Below are 14,317 nucleotides of genomic sequence, written 5' to 3'. Positions count from 1 at the left end.
ACGTCGCCGCCGATCGTGCCAGGGCAGCGCCGACCCACGGGCCAGTCGTACCTCGTCCCGGCGGCGCCACGCGGTCCGTTCGTCGGAGATCGTCACACCTCGTCCGTCGCCGGGTGAGCTACCGGTGTTGCATCAGATCCCGCGGTCGCCGCCGATGTTTTTCCGCATACATCGCCGCGTCGGCGGCCCGCAGCAGCGCCTCGGGGTCGTCCGCGCTGCCGACCGTCACCCCGATGCTCGCACCGATGTTCAATCGGAGGTCACCGATCCCGATCGGCTCGCACAGCACCCGTTCGAGCCTGGCGACGAGCTGCCCGGCGTCTTCGTGCGTCGTGCGGGGCATCAGCACCGCGAACTCGTCGCCGCCCAGGCGCGCCGCGGTGTCGGTCGGCCGCACGCACCGGCGGATCCGCTCGGCCACCGCGACCAGCACGGCGTCGCCGATGTGGTGGCCGTAGCGGTCGTTGATCGGTTTGAAGCCGTCGAGGTCGATCGCGAGCAGCGCGACGGAGTCCGAGTCGTGGTCGGTGGTCGCGTCCAGGCGCTCGGTGAACAGCCGCCGGTTCGCCAGCTGCGTCAGCACGTCGTGATCAGCCTGGTAGCGCAGCTGCTGGTTCGCGTGGTCCAGCTGCCCGATCAGACGCGCGTTCTCGCCGAACGCCAACAGCTGGCGGACGACGACCAGCCCGGTGACCAGGCACATCGCGATCAGCATCCCCCAGCAGCGCATGGTCAGCTCTTGGTCGATGGCGAACGCGCCGAACAGCAGCAGCTGCACTACACCGACGACCAGGTACGGCAGCAGGCTGTACGTGCGGCGGCGGGTCCGCGGCCGGGTGTGCTCGGGGTCCGTTCGCAGCCGCAGCAGCTCCAGACGCGGCCCGGCGGCGATCAGCACCGTCGACAGCAGCTGGATGGCGAGCAGGACCCCCGGCTCCAGCGGCCCGGCGTAGATCGGCAGCACCGTGGTCTGGCCGACCAGCACGATCGCGGCCGCGATCATCGTCGACGCGGCCGGAAGCGCGACCGGGCTATGGCCGCTGAGCACCAGCTTCACCGCGAAGAAGCCGACAAGCAGCACCTCGACGCCGATCACCAGGCCGCCGATGAGGCCACCCGACGCCGACGCCGATCGCGGATCGGACAGCAGGAACCAGACCAGCGCTCCGACGCCGGCCAGCACGATCGCAGCGTCGAGGAGGAAACGTTGCCGGGCCGCCCCGGTGCCGAGCAACATCGGATAGCCGACCAGCGCGACGAGGAACGCGGCCTGACCGACGGCCAGGCAGGCCAGTTGCACGGCGCCCGGTTCGGTCGTCTCCAGCCCGACGATTCCCTCGAAGGTGCGGAGCGCGTCCGCGGTCATGAACGCCGCACCGGCGAGCGTCAGCAGTCGCCAGAAGCGGTACGCACGCCGATCGGGTCGCAGGATGCGCGACACCGCCAACGCGCTGACGAAGAACACCAGGTCACCGGGAAACTGGATGGCCCAGTACACAGTCGTGCGGTGGGGCTCGGGAGTGTTGCCGAGGATCAGCCAGACCGAGGCCAGCAGGAACCCGCCAGCCAGCGTGAGCAGCCCACGGTCCGTGCACGCCGCTCTGAAATAGGCCGAACGCTGCACGTCGATCTGATCGGCACACCAGACGGCCAGCTTCGTGTTCTGCTCAACCGGACTAGGTCGACGCCGATGGAACGAAGTGGCCCGCGGACCGCATAGGTTAGAGCCTTCCGGGCATCACGCGACAATGCGTGCTCTGACTTGGCAAGGAACCCAAAAGGTCTCCGTCGAAACGGTCCCCGACCCGATCATCCAGCAGCCGACCGACGCCATCGTCCGGATGACGTCCACCGCGATTTGCGGCTCCGACCTGCACCTTTACGACGTCCTCGGCCCGTACCTCGAGCCCGGCGACATCCTCGGTCACGAGCCGATGGGCATCGTCGAGGAGGTCGGCTCCGAGGTCACCCACATCAAACCCGGCGACCGCGTGGTCGTCCCGTTCAACATCTCCTGCGGTCACTGTTGGATGTGCAGCCGGGGCTACTTCGCCCAGTGCGAGACCACCCAGAACACCGACCAGGGCAAGGGTGCGTCGCTGTTCGGCTACACCAAGCTCTACGGGCAGGTGCCCGGCGGGCAGGCCGAGTACCTGCGGGTACCGCAGGCCCAGTTCGGCCCGATCAAGGTGCCGACCGACCACCCCGACGAGCGGTTCCTCTACCTCTCCGACGTGCTCACCACATCGTGGCAGGCCGTGCGGTACGCCGACACGAAGCCCGGCGACACGATCGCGGTGGTCGGCCTCGGCCCGATCGGCCAGATGTCGGCCCGGGTCGCGAAATACCTCGGCGCCGAGCAGGTGATCGCCGTCGACAACGTCACCGAGCGCCTCGAGATGGCCCGCCGCCACGGCATCACGGTGCTCGACGAGCGTGAGGTCGACGACGTCCCCGCGGCGATCGCGGAGCTCACCAACGGACGCGGCGCGGACGGCGTCATCGAAGCCGTTGGTATGGAGGCGCATGGAACGCCGTTCCAGGAGTTCGCGCAGCGTTCCGCTGGTCTGCTGCCGGACGCGGTGGCGAAGGTCGCGATCGACAAGGTCGGCGTGGACCGGATGGCGGCGCTGCGGACCGCGTTCGCGAGCGTCCGCCGGGCCGGAACGATCTCGATCATCGGTGTGTACGGCGGCCAGGCCGACCCGTTCCCGATGATGGACCTGTTCGACAAGGGCGTGACGCTGCGGATGGGCCAGGCGCACGTCAAGCGCTGGGTCGACGAGATCATGCCGGCGCTGACCGGCGCCGACGACCCGCTCGGCACCGAGGACCTGCGGACGCACTCGATGCCGCTGGAGTCGGCCCCCGAGGCCTACGACCTGTTCAAGGACAAGAAGGACGGCTGCATCAAGGTCGTCCTCAAGCCCGAACTCCAGGCCTGAGCTACGAAGCGGTCCCGTTCCGGCGCGTGATATCGCGCCGGAACGGGACCGCTTCGTCGGTCGAGCCGGCCTAGCTCTCGGCGGAGCCGGGCTCGGCCATCTTGCGGTGCATCTCGGCCTTCAACTTGTCCGGCAGGACCTTCGCTGCCGCCTCCTGCGCCTTCGTCCCGAAGCTCGCCGCCACGACGCGCGACTCACCCTTCATCAGCGCCTCGAACCCCTGCTTCGCGACGTCAGCCGGGTCGTCTTTGCTGTCGCTAGCGCCGACCTTCGTGTCGAGCATGTCGGCGCGCTCGAAGAACTTCGTCTCGGTGGGCCCCGGCATCAGCGACGTGATCGTGACCCCGGTGTCCTTGAGCTCGGCCTGCAGCGCCTCGGCGAACGACTGCACGAACGACTTGGACGCGTTGTAGACGGCCTGGTACGTGCCCGGCATCGTCGACGCGATCGACGACGTGAACAGCACCCTGCCCTCGCCGCGCTCCACCATGGCCGGTAGGACCCGCTTGGCCAGGTGGACCGTGGAGCGGACGTTGACGTCGATGATCTCCATCTCGTCGCGGAGGTCGGTGTCCCGGACGAAGTCGCCCCCGGCACCGCGCCCGGCATTCAGCGCGATCGCGTCCACCGGGCGACCGACGGCCACGATCGCCTGGTGGAGCTGCTCGACGCCGCTCGGCTGGGCGAGGTCGATCTGGACGGCGGTGACGGAATGCCCGGCGTCCCGGCGCAGATCGATCGCGGCCGCGTTCACGTCCTCGTCCTCGGCGGTGATCAGCAGGTCGAAGCCGTGGGCGGCGAATTGCCTGGCCAGCTCGTAACCGATGCCACTGGACGCCCCGGTCACCACGGCGAATTGGTTACTGGTCATCTGCGGTACCTCCTCCGGAATTTCCCTGGCGTTGCCCGGAGGTCGGCGATCTATGCCTCGGCGAGTGCGTGCGTGTGGCCGAAGGCCGAGCGGGACTCGACCGACAGCCGGTGGGTGGTCACGCCCAGCAGGCCCAGGCTCACCGCGGCGAGGACCGCGTACGCGACCGTGCTGCCGAGCGAATCCCACGCGGTGTGCAGAGCAACTGCCACGACGAAGATGCCGACGAAACGCAGCACTGCCGACGCGTGCCAGCGGTGCTCGGCGGCGTACCAGAGAGCGGCGGCGGTCAGGCCGGTCCAGGCCATGTGCGCGGCCGGGCTGAGCACCCCGCGCAGGAACAGGACGTCGTCGACAGCACTGATGCTGCCCTTGGACTGGATCAGCGTGACGAACGCGTAGCCCATCGTCTCCAACGTCGCGAACCCGGCACCGGACGCCACACCGATCAGCAGACCGTCGGCGGGCCGGCGCGGCCTGAGCGCGAAGACCAGGACGAGCGGCGCGATCAGCTTCGCGCTCTCCTCGATCAGCCCGACTGCGACCATCGGCAGCACGCCGAGGTCGTGCAACGCGTCGTACTCCAGGACGCCTGCCGTCACGACACCGATGACGCCGCCGACCAGCGCGGTGAGGGCGAGCGTGCCGCCGCTGACGCCGTAGTCGATCCGCCGCCCGGCGAGGAACGCCACGAACGTCATCGGCACCACCGCGGCGCCGAGCAGGATCAGCGAGGGGATCAGATTCGGATTCCCGGTGTCGAGCGTGGCCCGGCGCACGGCGTAGAACAACGCCAGTCCGATGACCAGAACGGCCACCCACGACCAGCGACGCGCGAACCTCATGACGACCATCCCCTCAAACTTGGTTGTTATCAGCAACCTTCCCCGGAGGGTGGGATTTCACGTCAGAGTGTCGCGCAGTAGACAGGCTTCAGTCGGCGAAATCGTGGGTGAGCCACACCGTGCCGTTGTCGTCCCGGATGACGTCGATGCCGATGCGGGACAAGTCGGGGTTGAGGATGTTCTTGCGGTGACCGTCGTCCGGCGGAACCTCGGCGAGCATGCTGTCGGTCAAACCGACCGCCATCTGCCGCTGGCCGCTGTCGTCGTCGTCGACCGGCCCGCCGGCGCCGACGTTCTCCGCGACCGACGACCACTGCACGCCCTGCGCGCTGATCCGGTCGCCGATGCCGGACTCGCCGTCGCACTGGTGCGAAAGCCCGCACCCGTCCGCCATCTGCAGGTTGTGCGCGTGGGCGGCGGCGACGAGTTGCGTGTCCATCGTCAGCGCGTCGAGGCCCTCGTCGGCGCGGGCCTCGTTGATGCGGGCGAGCACCGCGAGTTCGGGCGAGCCGGTGCTGGCGGCCGGGGCCTTCGTCGTGCGCCGGGCACGAGGGCTCGCGCTGCTGGCCTTCGGGCTCGGTGACGTGCCGGTGGCGGCCTGCGGTGCGCCGCCGGGTAAGCGCGGTCGCTGCGTGGACTCGTTCGCGCTCGGGCTCGCCGACTCCGACGGCTCGTCGTCCACGGCGGGGTAGTCGGTCGCCCGCGGTTCGAGCGTCTCGGCCGTCTGGATCGCCGCGCTCGCGTCGCCGGAAGCGTCGTCACCGGTCAGGCCGACGACCGCGATGCCGCCGGTGGCTATCGCCGCGACGACCGCCGCCCCGCCGACCAGTAAGCGGACGCGTGACGGTGAGCGGCGGCGTCTGTGCACGCCATCAGCCTCACGGGTCACACGCGACCCGTGAACCTCATTCAGTGCAGCTTAAGGCGCGTTTGGGTTCGATCTAATTCTGCTTCACCAGATCTTTGGCGCCCGAGGCGTGAACACTTTGGCGGCCTATGGGCCGCCAAAGTGTGCAGGCCTCAGGCAGGGTCGCGGCGCATCGTGCGGATGCCCACCCACAGGCCGCCGAGGCAGGTGAGGACCGCGGCGAGCAGACCCGCGCCGACGGTTCCGGACAGCACCTCGCCGTTGAAGAGGACGCGCTCGGCGTCGACCAGGTAGGTGAGCGGGTTGACGTGGCTCAGAGCCTTGAGCCAGCCCGGGCCGTTGTCCAGCGGGAGCAGGATCCCGGCGATGAGCAGCAGCGGGAAGAGCAGCGTCTGCTGGACGGTCCAGAAGATCCACTCCTGACCCTCGCTGACCAGCGCCAACGAGTACGACAGCGCGCCGAGCCCGACACAGAACACCGACAGGATCACCAGCCCGACGACGACGCCCACGACGTGCAAGCGGAAGCCGAACGGGATCGTCACCAGGATCAGCACGATGGCCTGCGCGACCATCGGGACGATCTCTTTCAGAGCCCGCCCGATCAGCAGCGACGACCGGCTCAGCGGCGAGACCAGCATCCGCTCGTGCGACCCGGTCTGCATTTCCAACTGCAGGTTCGAGCCGGTGACCGACGTCCCGAACAGGCACGACATCACAACGATGCCCGGCACGAACCACTGCAGCGACCCAACGTCATCGGGGAGGAGTGGCGCGAACAGGGCCAGGAAGAACACCGGCTGCACCATCGTGAAGATCAGCGAGAACGGGCTGCGCAGCACGGGCCGCAGTTCGCGGCTGAAAACAACGGCGGTGTCCCTCATGCTGCTGCCCCTTCCCGGAGGCTCCGGCCGGTCAGTACGAGAAAGACGTCGTCGAGCGTCGGGCGGGTGACCTCGACAGCGGTCACCGGGATCTCGGCCTCGTCGAGGCTCCGCAGTAACTTGGGGACGAGGTGCGTGCCCTCGGGCACGGCGACCGTGACCGTCGTGCCGGCTACGTCGATCCGGCCGTCGAGGACAGCGGCGCGATTGGCCGCCCGGGTGGCGAGGTCCGCGGTGCCGAACGCCAGCGTGATCCGGTCGCCGACGTGCTCGGACTTCAACCGGGTCGGGCTGTCGTCGGCGATCAGCTTTCCGTGGTCGATGACGACGATCCGCTGCGCCAGGTGGTCGGCCTCGTCCAGGTAGTGGGTGGTCAGCACGATCGTCGTGCCGTGCTCGTCGTGCAGCCGCCGGATGTGTTCCTGCAGGTTGACGCGATTCTGCGGATCGAGGCCGGTGGACGGCTCGTCGAGGAAGAGCAGCGGCGGGGTGTGGATCAGCCCCATCGCGATGTCGAGTCGGCGGCGCTGGCCACCGGACAGGGAGGACACGAGCCGGTCGGCGACGGCCTCCAGACCGAGCGAGTCGATCAGCTCGGCGGCCCGGCTGCGCGCCGACGCCCGGTCGAGCCCGTACGCGCGGCCCTGGCTGATCAGTTCGTCGCGGCCGCGCTGGCTGTAGCCGGCACCGTTGCCCTGGCCGATGTAGCCGATGCGCTTCCGCACGTCGCGGGGTTGCTTCCGCACGTCGAACCCGGCGACCTCGGCGGTGCCGGACGTCGGCGCGAGGAGCGTCGTCAGCATGCGCAGTGTTGTTGATTTGCCTGCGCCGTTGGGGCCGAGGAACGCGATGAGCTCGCCTGGCTTCACTTCGAGGTCCAGGCCGCTCACTGCTTCGACCGTCTTCTTCTTGACGGTGAAGTGCCTGGTCAAGGCTGATGTCTTGATCATGTCGTCCACGGTAGAAGTCATTCCGGCCACTTTCTGACCGCAATGTTCGCGATGCTCGACCCATGGCGAACACGAGCGAGCGGACGCTGCGGTTGCTGTCCCTACTGCAGACGCACCGGTACTGGCCGGGCGGCGATCTGGCCGACCGGCTCGGCGTCAGCGAGCGGACGCTGCGCCGGGACGTCGATCGGCTGCGGGAGTTGGGGTACCCGGTCGACGCGTCGCGGGGGGTCGCGGGCGGGTACCAGTTGCGGTCCGGGACCGCGATGCCGCCGTTGCTGCTCGACGACGAGGAGGCGGTGGCGATCGCGGTGGGGTTGCGTACCGCCGCCGGTGGGGCGGTCGAGGGCATCGAGGAGACGTCGGTGCGAGCGTTGACCAAGGTGATCCAGGTGATGCCGCCGCGGCTGCGCCGCCGGGTCGAGGCGCTGCGGACGTACACGGTGCCGGGGGTGTTCTCCGGCGGTCCTACCGTCGACGCCGAAGCGCTGGCCGTGATCGCGAGCGCGTGCCGGGACGACGAGCGGTTGCGGTTCTCGTACACGGCACGGGGGGCTTCGCGGAGTGAGCGGCTGGTGGAGCCGCATCGGTTGGTGTCGCTGGGGCGGCGCTGGTACCTGGTGGCGTGGGACGTCGAGCGGGGGGACTGGCGGACGTTCCGGGTCGATCGGTTGACGGCGCCGCAGCCGACCGGGGCGCGGTTCCGGCAGCGCGACCTTCCCGCCGCGGACGCGGCGGCGTTCGTGAAGCAGCGGCAGGTTGAGCGGCCGCACCGGTACACGATCGAGGTGGTCGTGCACGCGTCCGAGGCCGCTGTCCGCAACGCCTTCGGCCGCGAAGCCGACGTTTCGGCGGTGGGCCCCGAGGCCTGTCGGATCGTGATCCGCAGCGACTACCTCGAGTGGCCCATCGCTTCGCTGGGGTGGCTCGGAGCGGACTTCGAGGTGATGGGTCCCCCGGAGTTCGCGGAAGCGCTCCGCGCCACGGGCGCACGCTACGCGCGCGCTGCGAGCGCAGCCAGCACCGCGGACGCAACGGCCTCAGCCGAATGACGCGCCGCGGGCGCGGTGGATGACCCGCTGCGGACGCGCTGCGGGCGCGCTGGATGACCCGCTGCGGTCACGCCGGATGACCCGCTGCGGACGCGCCGCGGGCGCGGTGGATGGCGCTCGGCGCGCGAGCGGCGCGCGGCTACGCCCAGCCCGCGTCATGCGCGAGCAACGCGACCTGGGTGCGGTTGTCTAGTTCCAGCTTCACGAGAACCCTCGTGAGGTGGGACTTGACGGTGGCGACGCTGACGTAGAGCTCGGTCGCTATCTGGGCGTTGGTCTTCCCCGACGCCACCGCCCGCACGATGTCCCGCTCGCGCGGACTCAGTGCGTCCAACGCGGTGCGGGCCCGCTCGAACGCCCCCGCCTCGACCGCGACCCGGTCGATGAGCCTCCGCGTCACCTGCGGCGACAGGATCGGATCCCCGGCCGCCACCCGCAACACCGCCTCCACCAGCTGATCAGGCGGAGTGTCCTTGAGCAGGAACCCACTCGCCCCGGCACGCAGCGCCTGCAACACGTGCTCGTCGGTGTCGAACGTCGTCAGCACGATCACTTCCGGCGGCTCCTGCCGCCGACGCAACCGCCGCGTGGCGGTGACCCCGTCGAGCCGCGGCATCCGGATGTCCATCAACACCACGTCCGGCGAGTGCGCACTCACCGCCTCGGGTACCTCGACCCCGTCCCCGACGGCCCCCACCACAGCGATCGCGCGATCGCCCCCCGCCCCGTCGAGCATCATCGTCAACCCGGCCCGCACCATCGCGTCGTCGTCGACGATGAGGACCCGCACCGGAGGCGTCACGCCGGCCAGGGTATCCGCACCCGCAGACGGAACTCACCGTCCGAACCGATCCCGTGGTCCAGCTCGCCCCGAGCCAACTGCACCCGCTCGGTGAGCCCCAGCAACCCCATCCCCGCACCGGGCAACGGTGCCGCCGCGGTCGTCACCGGCACCGGATTACGCAGCTCGATCCGCAGCCCGTCGCCGGGCTCGCCGTCCAGCGCGACGGTCACCGGCGCCCCCGGCGCGTGCTTTCGCGCGTTCGTCAGTCCTTCCTGGACGATCCGGTACACGGTGCGCCCGGCCGCCGCGGGGAGGTCAGCGCCCACCAGCCCGTTCTCGAGCGCCACGGTCGTACCGGCGTCCCGCGATTCCTCGACCAGCCGATCCAGATCGTCGAGGCTCGGTTGGGGACGGATCTCGTCGGCCGGGTCGTCGTCACGCAACACCGTGATCACCGCGCGCAGCTCCTCCAGGGCCTCACGCACGCCGGACCGGACGACCCCGGCCGCCGCCGACAGCTTCTCCGGCGCCGCGTCCGGCCGGTACTCCAGCGCCCCCGCATAGGTGGCGAGCAGCGTCAGCCGGTGCGCGAGGACGTCGTGCATCTCGCGGGCGATGCGGGTGCGCTCGGCCAGCCGGGCCTCCGCGACCCGCCGGTCCCGGTCGGCCTCGGCGCGGCGAGCCCGTTCCCGGAGGGATTCCAGCAGCTCCCGCCGGACCCGGATCACGACCCCCCAGCCGACCAGCGCGGCCCACGCGACAGTGATCAGCGCCAGCCACCACCCGTATCCCAGGCTCGGCGTCGGACGCCATGCCGCCTGCACCGCCTGCGCAGCGATGCTTCCGACGCCGATCGCCGCCGCGACCCGGAACGGCCGCGACTGGGCCACGAGCATCGTCGCCGCGGACGCGCCCGCCGTCGCCGCCGGCGAGACCAACGTCAGCAGGGCAAGCACGACCGCCGCCGCCACGGGCCACCGGAGCAGCACCGGAACCATCGCGACGCTGATCACGCCGACGACGACGTCGAGCCCGAGCAGTTGCTCGTGGGCGGCGGCCGGGAGGCCGTAGATCGTGACGGCGATGATCGCGGTCAGCGCCACCATGATCGGGACCTCGACCCGGAGCCCGGGGCTGTGCCCGCTGCCCCACGGACGCCGGGTGTCGGCGCAGTCTCCTGTCATGTCGTCAGGCTAGGTCGGGCACCCCGGCGCCGATACCGACCAAGGTCGGAACCGTTCTCGCCTCTGCTCCGAAGCGGGCGGTGCCGCGCTCGGCAGCCGTCCGCTCAGTCGGTCAAAGCCGCCCACTGCGTGAACCCGGAAGTGGAACGGGTGCGGCCGTTCGGCAGCACGGCGAGCGCCTCCAGACCGGGCTGGCCCTCGATCCAGGCCAGCCCGCGGTCGAGGCCCATCGCGAACGCGGCGGTCGCGCAGGCGTCCACCCACGCCAGCCGGGGTCCGATGACCGTGACGCTGGCCAGGCCGTCGGCGGGCGCACCGCGGTGCGGATCGACGATGTGCCGACCGCGCTCGGCGGTGCCGGACGTGGCCACCGCGGCGTCGCTCGTGGAGACCACCGCGACCAGCTGACGCGGACGCAGCGGATGGGCGACCCCCACCCGCCAGGGACGCCCGGCGCCGGCCTCACCGACCAGCTGGACGTCTCCCCCGCCGTTGACGACGTGGCTGGTGGAACCGGCAGCGACGAGCATGTCGCTGGCCCGCTCCACGGCCCAGCCCTTGACGATGCCGGTCGGGTCGAGGAACCCGTGCGGCGCCTCGCTGAAGTACCCGTCGCTGGCCATCGATGCCACCCGGACCAGCCCGAGCACCTCGCGGACCTCGGCCGGGCACTCGTCGACGGTCAGCTCACCGCGGCTCAGCCGGGAGACGACACTGTTCGGCTGGTACGTGGAGAACGTAGCGTCGACCCAGTGCAGCCAGCGGATCACCGCGTCCACGGCGTCGGGGTCGACGCCCACTCCCCTGGCGTCGAGGGAGAAGACGGTTCCCATGCACTCCTCGACCCGCCGGACGGGCGTAGCCCGCAGCGCTGCGGTAAGGGACGGACTCGCGAACGCGGTTGCGGACAGACTCATAGCCCCGCCTGGTCGAGTGCGCTCTGCAGGGATTCCTTGTAGCTCTTCGTCGTGTAGGTCGCGCCGGAGACGGTGTCGACCTCGGCGCTCTGCGCCTCCAGCGTCGCCTTCTGCAGTTTCGGCAGTGCATCGCCGGTGACCTGCTTCGAGCGCGCGTCCTTCGGCTTCAGCGCCTCGATCTCGACCTTGGAGATCTTCTTCCCGGAGACCGTGACCTTGACCTGGAACGACTCGTACTGGTTGGTCGCGAGGTCGCCCGTCGCGGTCTTCGGGGCATCACCAGCCGGCGCGTCACCAGCGGGGGCGTCCGCAGCAGGCGCGTCCGCAGCGGGCGGGGCCTCGACCGCCGGCGGGGCATCGGCGGCCTGCGCCGGCGTATCGGCCGGCGCCAGGTTCGCTTTGAGACCGATCAGGCCGCCGAGGCCGGCGACGGTTCCGAGGAGGGCGTACAGGAACTTACGCACGGAAAGAGCTCCTAGAACTCGAACGACTCGTGGTGGATGCGGCGGCGCGCCACACCGGCGTCGCGCAGCGACTCCCGCGTCGCGGAGGTCAGATTCTCCGGACCACAGAGATAGACGTCGTGGTGCTTGAGGTTCGGCACCAGGTACTCCAGCTGTTCGGCCGAGAGCGGGTCACCGCCGAGCTGCTCACGCGTGCCGACCAGATAGTGCACCCGGGCGCCGCGGTCGAACGCGATCTCCTCGATCTCGGCGCGCAGCACCAGGTCGGACATGTGCCGGGCCCGGTAGATCAGCGTGATGTCGCCGGGCCGACCGGGCAGCGTCTCCAGCAGGGCCCGCAGCGGCGTGATGCCGACGCCCGCGCCGATCAACAGCACCTTCCGACGCCGCCGGACGCCGCCGGTGAACGCGCCGTACGGCCCGCTGGCCATGACCTTCGTACCGGGCTGCAGCTGCGCGAGCGAGGCGCTGTGGTTGCCGGCGTCCTTCACCGTGATCCGCAGCCGCCCACCGGACACCGGCGCCGAGAGCGAGTACGGGTTGGACGCCCACCAGCTCGACGGGGTGAAGAAGCGCCACCGGAAGAACTGGCCCGGCTCGGCCTTGAGCTCGTCGAGGTACCGGCCGCTCAGGTACACCGAGACGACGTCCGGGCCCTCCATGCGCACACCCGCGACCCGCAGCCGGTGGCGGAACGCCGACCGAACCGGCACGACGACGCGGTACCAGAGCAACAGCACACTGATGACGCCGTACAGCGTCGACCAGGCGTACTGCGCGGGCTTGTTGCCGACGAAATCGGCGCCGGTGGAGAACTGGTGCAGGAACGACAGCGCGATCGCCAGGTAGGTGCCCAGGTGGATCAGGTGCCAGGCCTCGTAGCTCATCCGCTTGCGCGCGGCCCGGGCCGACAGGGCGCCGATGACGACGAACATCACCGCGCCGATCGTCGCGTAGAGGACGTCGGGGTAGTCCTTGATCAGCGAGAGCCCCTGGCCGACGACCGACGTCCGGGCGGTGACCGCATATCCCCAGGTGATCAGCAGGCCGTGCGCGACCAGCATGCTGACCGTGTACCGGCCGCCCATCGCGTGCCAGCGGGTCAGCCGGTCGGTGCCGATGCCGCGCTCCAGAGCCGGCACCCGGGCCATCAGCCCGAGCAGGATGATCGCCCCGTAGCCGGCGAGCAGGCCGGTGATGCGGCCCGCGTTGGTCAGGTAGTCACCCAGCCCGACGATCGTGGTGGTGTTCGTCCACCAGAGCGCGAGCACCGCGACGCCACCGAGGCCGATACCCACCAGAACCGGGGTGGGACCGACACGTAATGCCGGAGCCCGACCCGCCGGCGCCCTGACCCCGTGCGCCGGCACGTACTGATTGTTCAGCGTGGCGGTCATGTTGGCCTCCTGTGCCGTCTGTAGAGAAGGCACGCGGCAGGCGTGGAAGAGGTTCAGGTCGGGTAGTTAAGAGTTCCGCAGGACTCGCGCTCCACCAGCCGCACCGGCAGCACGGTGAGCCGCCGTAGCCGGCGGTCCGGTTGGTCGATGCGGTCGAAGAGCCGGGTGGCCGCGAAGCGTCCGAGCGCCTCGGGATCCTGATCGACGACGGTCAGCGCCGGACGCAGCGAGCCGGCCAGCGGGAAGTCGCCGAAACTCACCAGTGCGACGTCTGAGCGGTCCAGCCGCTGCAGCGCGGGCACGATCGCGATCGAGCACTTCGGGTTCGACGAGAAGAGCGCTGTCGGCGGGTCGGACGCCTTCAACAGGGCCACGGCGTCGTCCCCCGCGGCGTTCCCGCCCGCACCGGCGAAGCAGATGAGGGACTCGTCGATCTCGATGCCCGCGTCGGCCAGCGCGGCGCGGTAGCCCTCGAGGCGGCGCCGGGTGGTCGCGATCTGCCGCTCGTCGCCGATGTAGGCGATCCTCCGGTGGCCGTGGCCGATGAGGTGCGCGGTGGCCGCCTGCGCGCCGCCGACGTCGTCCTCGACGACGGTGTCCGCTGTCAGTTTGCGCGGTGGGCGGTCGATGAAGACCAGCGACGTCCGGCCCTTCCACGGTTCCAGGTAGGACTGGTCGGCGCTGACCGGTGTCGAGATGAGCCCGGCGATCTGCCTGCCGAGCAGCGCCTCCACCGCGGCGCGTTCCAGCGAACCGTCGGTGCCGAGGCTGGTCACGAACGTCGCGACGCCCCGCCCTCTGGCGACCTGCTCGACGGTGTGGGTGACCGCGGCGAAGAACGGGTCGGAGATGTCGGGCACCGCGATGCCGATCGCGGGGTCGCGTCCGAATCGGAACGTGCGCGCCAGCAGGTTCGGCGTGTACCGCAGGTCCTCGATGGCTTGCTCGACACGGCGCCGGACGTCGTCGGAGACGTATCTGTCTTTGTTGACCACCCGGGAAACGGTCTTGGCGCTCACACCCGCGCGTTCCGCGACCTGCCGCATGGTGGTCAAGGCGTCACCTCCGGACCCGGATGTTACCGAGTCTGCAACGCGTTCTGACACCGGTGACATCTGATGCGGATTCGTTACTTGTCACCGGTGACAGTGACGCG

Annotated in this window: 14 protein-coding genes; 2 read left to right on the top strand and 12 right to left on the bottom strand. The window is 70.2% G+C overall.

Going from position 1 to position 14,317, the window contains the following annotated elements; genetic code table 11:
- Positions 1-118 precede the first annotated feature (118 nt).
- A complete protein-coding gene (locus ACGFY5_RS03670; RefSeq protein WP_392716932.1) occupies positions 119-1,624 on the bottom strand; it encodes a diguanylate cyclase domain-containing protein in 1,506 nt (501 codons plus the stop codon).
- Between the two features lie 124 nt (positions 1,625-1,748).
- Here ACGFY5_RS03670 and ACGFY5_RS03665 point away from each other — a divergent pair, with 124 nt between their 5' ends.
- Positions 1,749-2,945, top strand: coding sequence for a zinc-dependent alcohol dehydrogenase (locus ACGFY5_RS03665; RefSeq protein WP_392716930.1), 1,197 nt, complete (start codon positions 1,749-1,751; stop codon positions 2,943-2,945).
- A gap of 70 nt (positions 2,946-3,015) precedes the next feature.
- Here ACGFY5_RS03665 and ACGFY5_RS03660 read toward each other — a convergent pair whose 3' ends face one another.
- The 5 genes from ACGFY5_RS03660 to ACGFY5_RS03640 all read right to left on the bottom strand — a co-directional run bounded on the left by ACGFY5_RS03660 (position 3,016) and on the right by ACGFY5_RS03640 (position 7,363).
- Positions 3,016-3,816, bottom strand: coding sequence for an SDR family NAD(P)-dependent oxidoreductase (locus ACGFY5_RS03660; RefSeq protein WP_392716928.1), 801 nt, complete (start codon positions 3,814-3,816; stop codon positions 3,016-3,018).
- 50 nt (positions 3,817-3,866) lie between these two features.
- Positions 3,867-4,661: a PrsW family intramembrane metalloprotease gene (locus tag ACGFY5_RS03655; RefSeq protein WP_392716926.1), complete on the bottom strand. Its 795-nt coding sequence runs from the start codon at positions 4,659-4,661 to the stop codon at positions 3,867-3,869.
- An 88-nt stretch (positions 4,662-4,749) separates the two neighbouring features.
- On the bottom strand, positions 4,750-5,529 hold the full coding sequence (locus tag ACGFY5_RS03650) for a CAP domain-containing protein (protein WP_392716924.1): 780 nt from the start codon (positions 5,527-5,529) through the stop codon (positions 4,750-4,752).
- Between the two features lie 152 nt (positions 5,530-5,681).
- A complete protein-coding gene (locus ACGFY5_RS03645; RefSeq protein WP_392716922.1) occupies positions 5,682-6,413 on the bottom strand; it encodes an ABC transporter permease in 732 nt (243 codons plus the stop codon).
- A complete protein-coding gene (locus ACGFY5_RS03640; protein WP_392716920.1) occupies positions 6,410-7,363 on the bottom strand; it encodes an ATP-binding cassette domain-containing protein in 954 nt (317 codons plus the stop codon). The genes ACGFY5_RS03645 and ACGFY5_RS03640 overlap by 4 nt, the downstream gene beginning before the upstream one ends.
- 62 nt (positions 7,364-7,425) lie before the next feature.
- Here ACGFY5_RS03640 and ACGFY5_RS03635 point away from each other — a divergent pair, with 62 nt between their 5' ends.
- Entirely contained in the window at positions 7,426-8,415 is a 990-nt protein-coding gene (locus ACGFY5_RS03635) for a helix-turn-helix transcriptional regulator (RefSeq protein WP_392716918.1), read from the top strand.
- A 139-nt stretch (positions 8,416-8,554) separates the two neighbouring features.
- On the opposite strand, the gene ACGFY5_RS03630 is transcribed toward ACGFY5_RS03635, so the two are convergent.
- The 6 genes from ACGFY5_RS03630 to ACGFY5_RS03605 all read right to left on the bottom strand — a co-directional run bounded on the left by ACGFY5_RS03630 (position 8,555) and on the right by ACGFY5_RS03605 (position 14,207).
- Positions 8,555-9,226, bottom strand: coding sequence for a response regulator (locus ACGFY5_RS03630; protein ID WP_392718641.1), 672 nt, complete (start codon positions 9,224-9,226; stop codon positions 8,555-8,557).
- On the bottom strand, positions 9,214-10,383 hold the full coding sequence (locus ACGFY5_RS03625) for a sensor histidine kinase (RefSeq protein ID WP_392716916.1): 1,170 nt from the start codon (positions 10,381-10,383) through the stop codon (positions 9,214-9,216). Before ACGFY5_RS03625 ends, ACGFY5_RS03630 begins: the two co-directional genes overlap by 13 nt.
- A 104-nt stretch (positions 10,384-10,487) precedes the next feature.
- Positions 10,488-11,300 carry an FAD:protein FMN transferase gene (locus ACGFY5_RS03620; RefSeq protein ID WP_392716914.1) on the bottom strand — a complete coding sequence of 271 codons (813 nt, stop codon included), beginning with the start codon at positions 11,298-11,300 and terminating at the stop codon, positions 10,488-10,490.
- Positions 11,297-11,764 carry an FMN-binding protein gene (locus ACGFY5_RS03615; protein ID WP_392716912.1) on the bottom strand — a complete coding sequence of 156 codons (468 nt, stop codon included), beginning with the start codon at positions 11,762-11,764 and terminating at the stop codon, positions 11,297-11,299. Before ACGFY5_RS03615 ends, ACGFY5_RS03620 begins: the two co-directional genes overlap by 4 nt.
- An 11-nt stretch (positions 11,765-11,775) precedes the next feature.
- Positions 11,776-13,161 (bottom strand): ferric reductase-like transmembrane domain-containing protein, encoded by a 1,386-nt coding sequence (locus ACGFY5_RS03610; protein ID WP_392716910.1) that lies wholly within the window; start codon positions 13,159-13,161, stop codon positions 11,776-11,778.
- A 53-nt stretch (positions 13,162-13,214) separates the two neighbouring features.
- Positions 13,215-14,207 (bottom strand): LacI family DNA-binding transcriptional regulator, encoded by a 993-nt coding sequence (locus tag ACGFY5_RS03605; RefSeq protein WP_392718639.1) that lies wholly within the window; start codon positions 14,205-14,207, stop codon positions 13,215-13,217.
- Positions 14,208-14,317: the final 110 nt, after the last annotated feature.

The organism is Cryptosporangium sp. NPDC048952, assembly GCF_043197895.1.
In the GTDB taxonomy this organism is placed as follows: Bacteria; Actinomycetota; Actinomycetes; order Mycobacteriales; family Cryptosporangiaceae; genus Cryptosporangium.
Note: the sequence above shows the minus strand (reverse complement) of the source record. Positions and strands in the feature narration are given on the sequence as shown.

Excerpts from the sequence above, each read along its gene's own strand:
- ACGFY5_RS03655 (WP_392716926.1), bottom strand. The coding sequence starts at position 4,661 with ATGAGGTTCGCGCGTCGCTGGTCGTGGGTGGCCGTTCTGGTCATCGGA.
- ACGFY5_RS03645 (WP_392716922.1), bottom strand. The coding sequence starts at position 6,413 with ATGAGGGACACCGCCGTTGTTTTCAGCCGCGAACTGCGGCCCGTGCTG.
- ACGFY5_RS03660 (WP_392716928.1), bottom strand. The coding sequence starts at position 3,816 with ATGACCAGTAACCAATTCGCCGTGGTGACCGGGGCGTCCAGTGGCATC.
- ACGFY5_RS03635 (WP_392716918.1), top strand. The coding sequence starts at position 7,426 with ATGGCGAACACGAGCGAGCGGACGCTGCGGTTGCTGTCCCTACTGCAG.
- ACGFY5_RS03610 (WP_392716910.1), bottom strand. The coding sequence starts at position 13,161 with ATGACCGCCACGCTGAACAATCAGTACGTGCCGGCGCACGGGGTCAGG.
- ACGFY5_RS03605 (WP_392718639.1), bottom strand. The coding sequence starts at position 14,207 with ATGCGGCAGGTCGCGGAACGCGCGGGTGTGAGCGCCAAGACCGTTTCC.
- ACGFY5_RS03665 (WP_392716930.1), top strand. The coding sequence starts at position 1,749 with ATGCGTGCTCTGACTTGGCAAGGAACCCAAAAGGTCTCCGTCGAAACG.
- ACGFY5_RS03625 (WP_392716916.1), bottom strand. The coding sequence starts at position 10,383 with ATGACAGGAGACTGCGCCGACACCCGGCGTCCGTGGGGCAGCGGGCAC.
- ACGFY5_RS03640 (WP_392716920.1), bottom strand. The coding sequence starts at position 7,363 with ATGATCAAGACATCAGCCTTGACCAGGCACTTCACCGTCAAGAAGAAG.
- ACGFY5_RS03620 (WP_392716914.1), bottom strand. The coding sequence starts at position 11,300 with ATGAGTCTGTCCGCAACCGCGTTCGCGAGTCCGTCCCTTACCGCAGCG.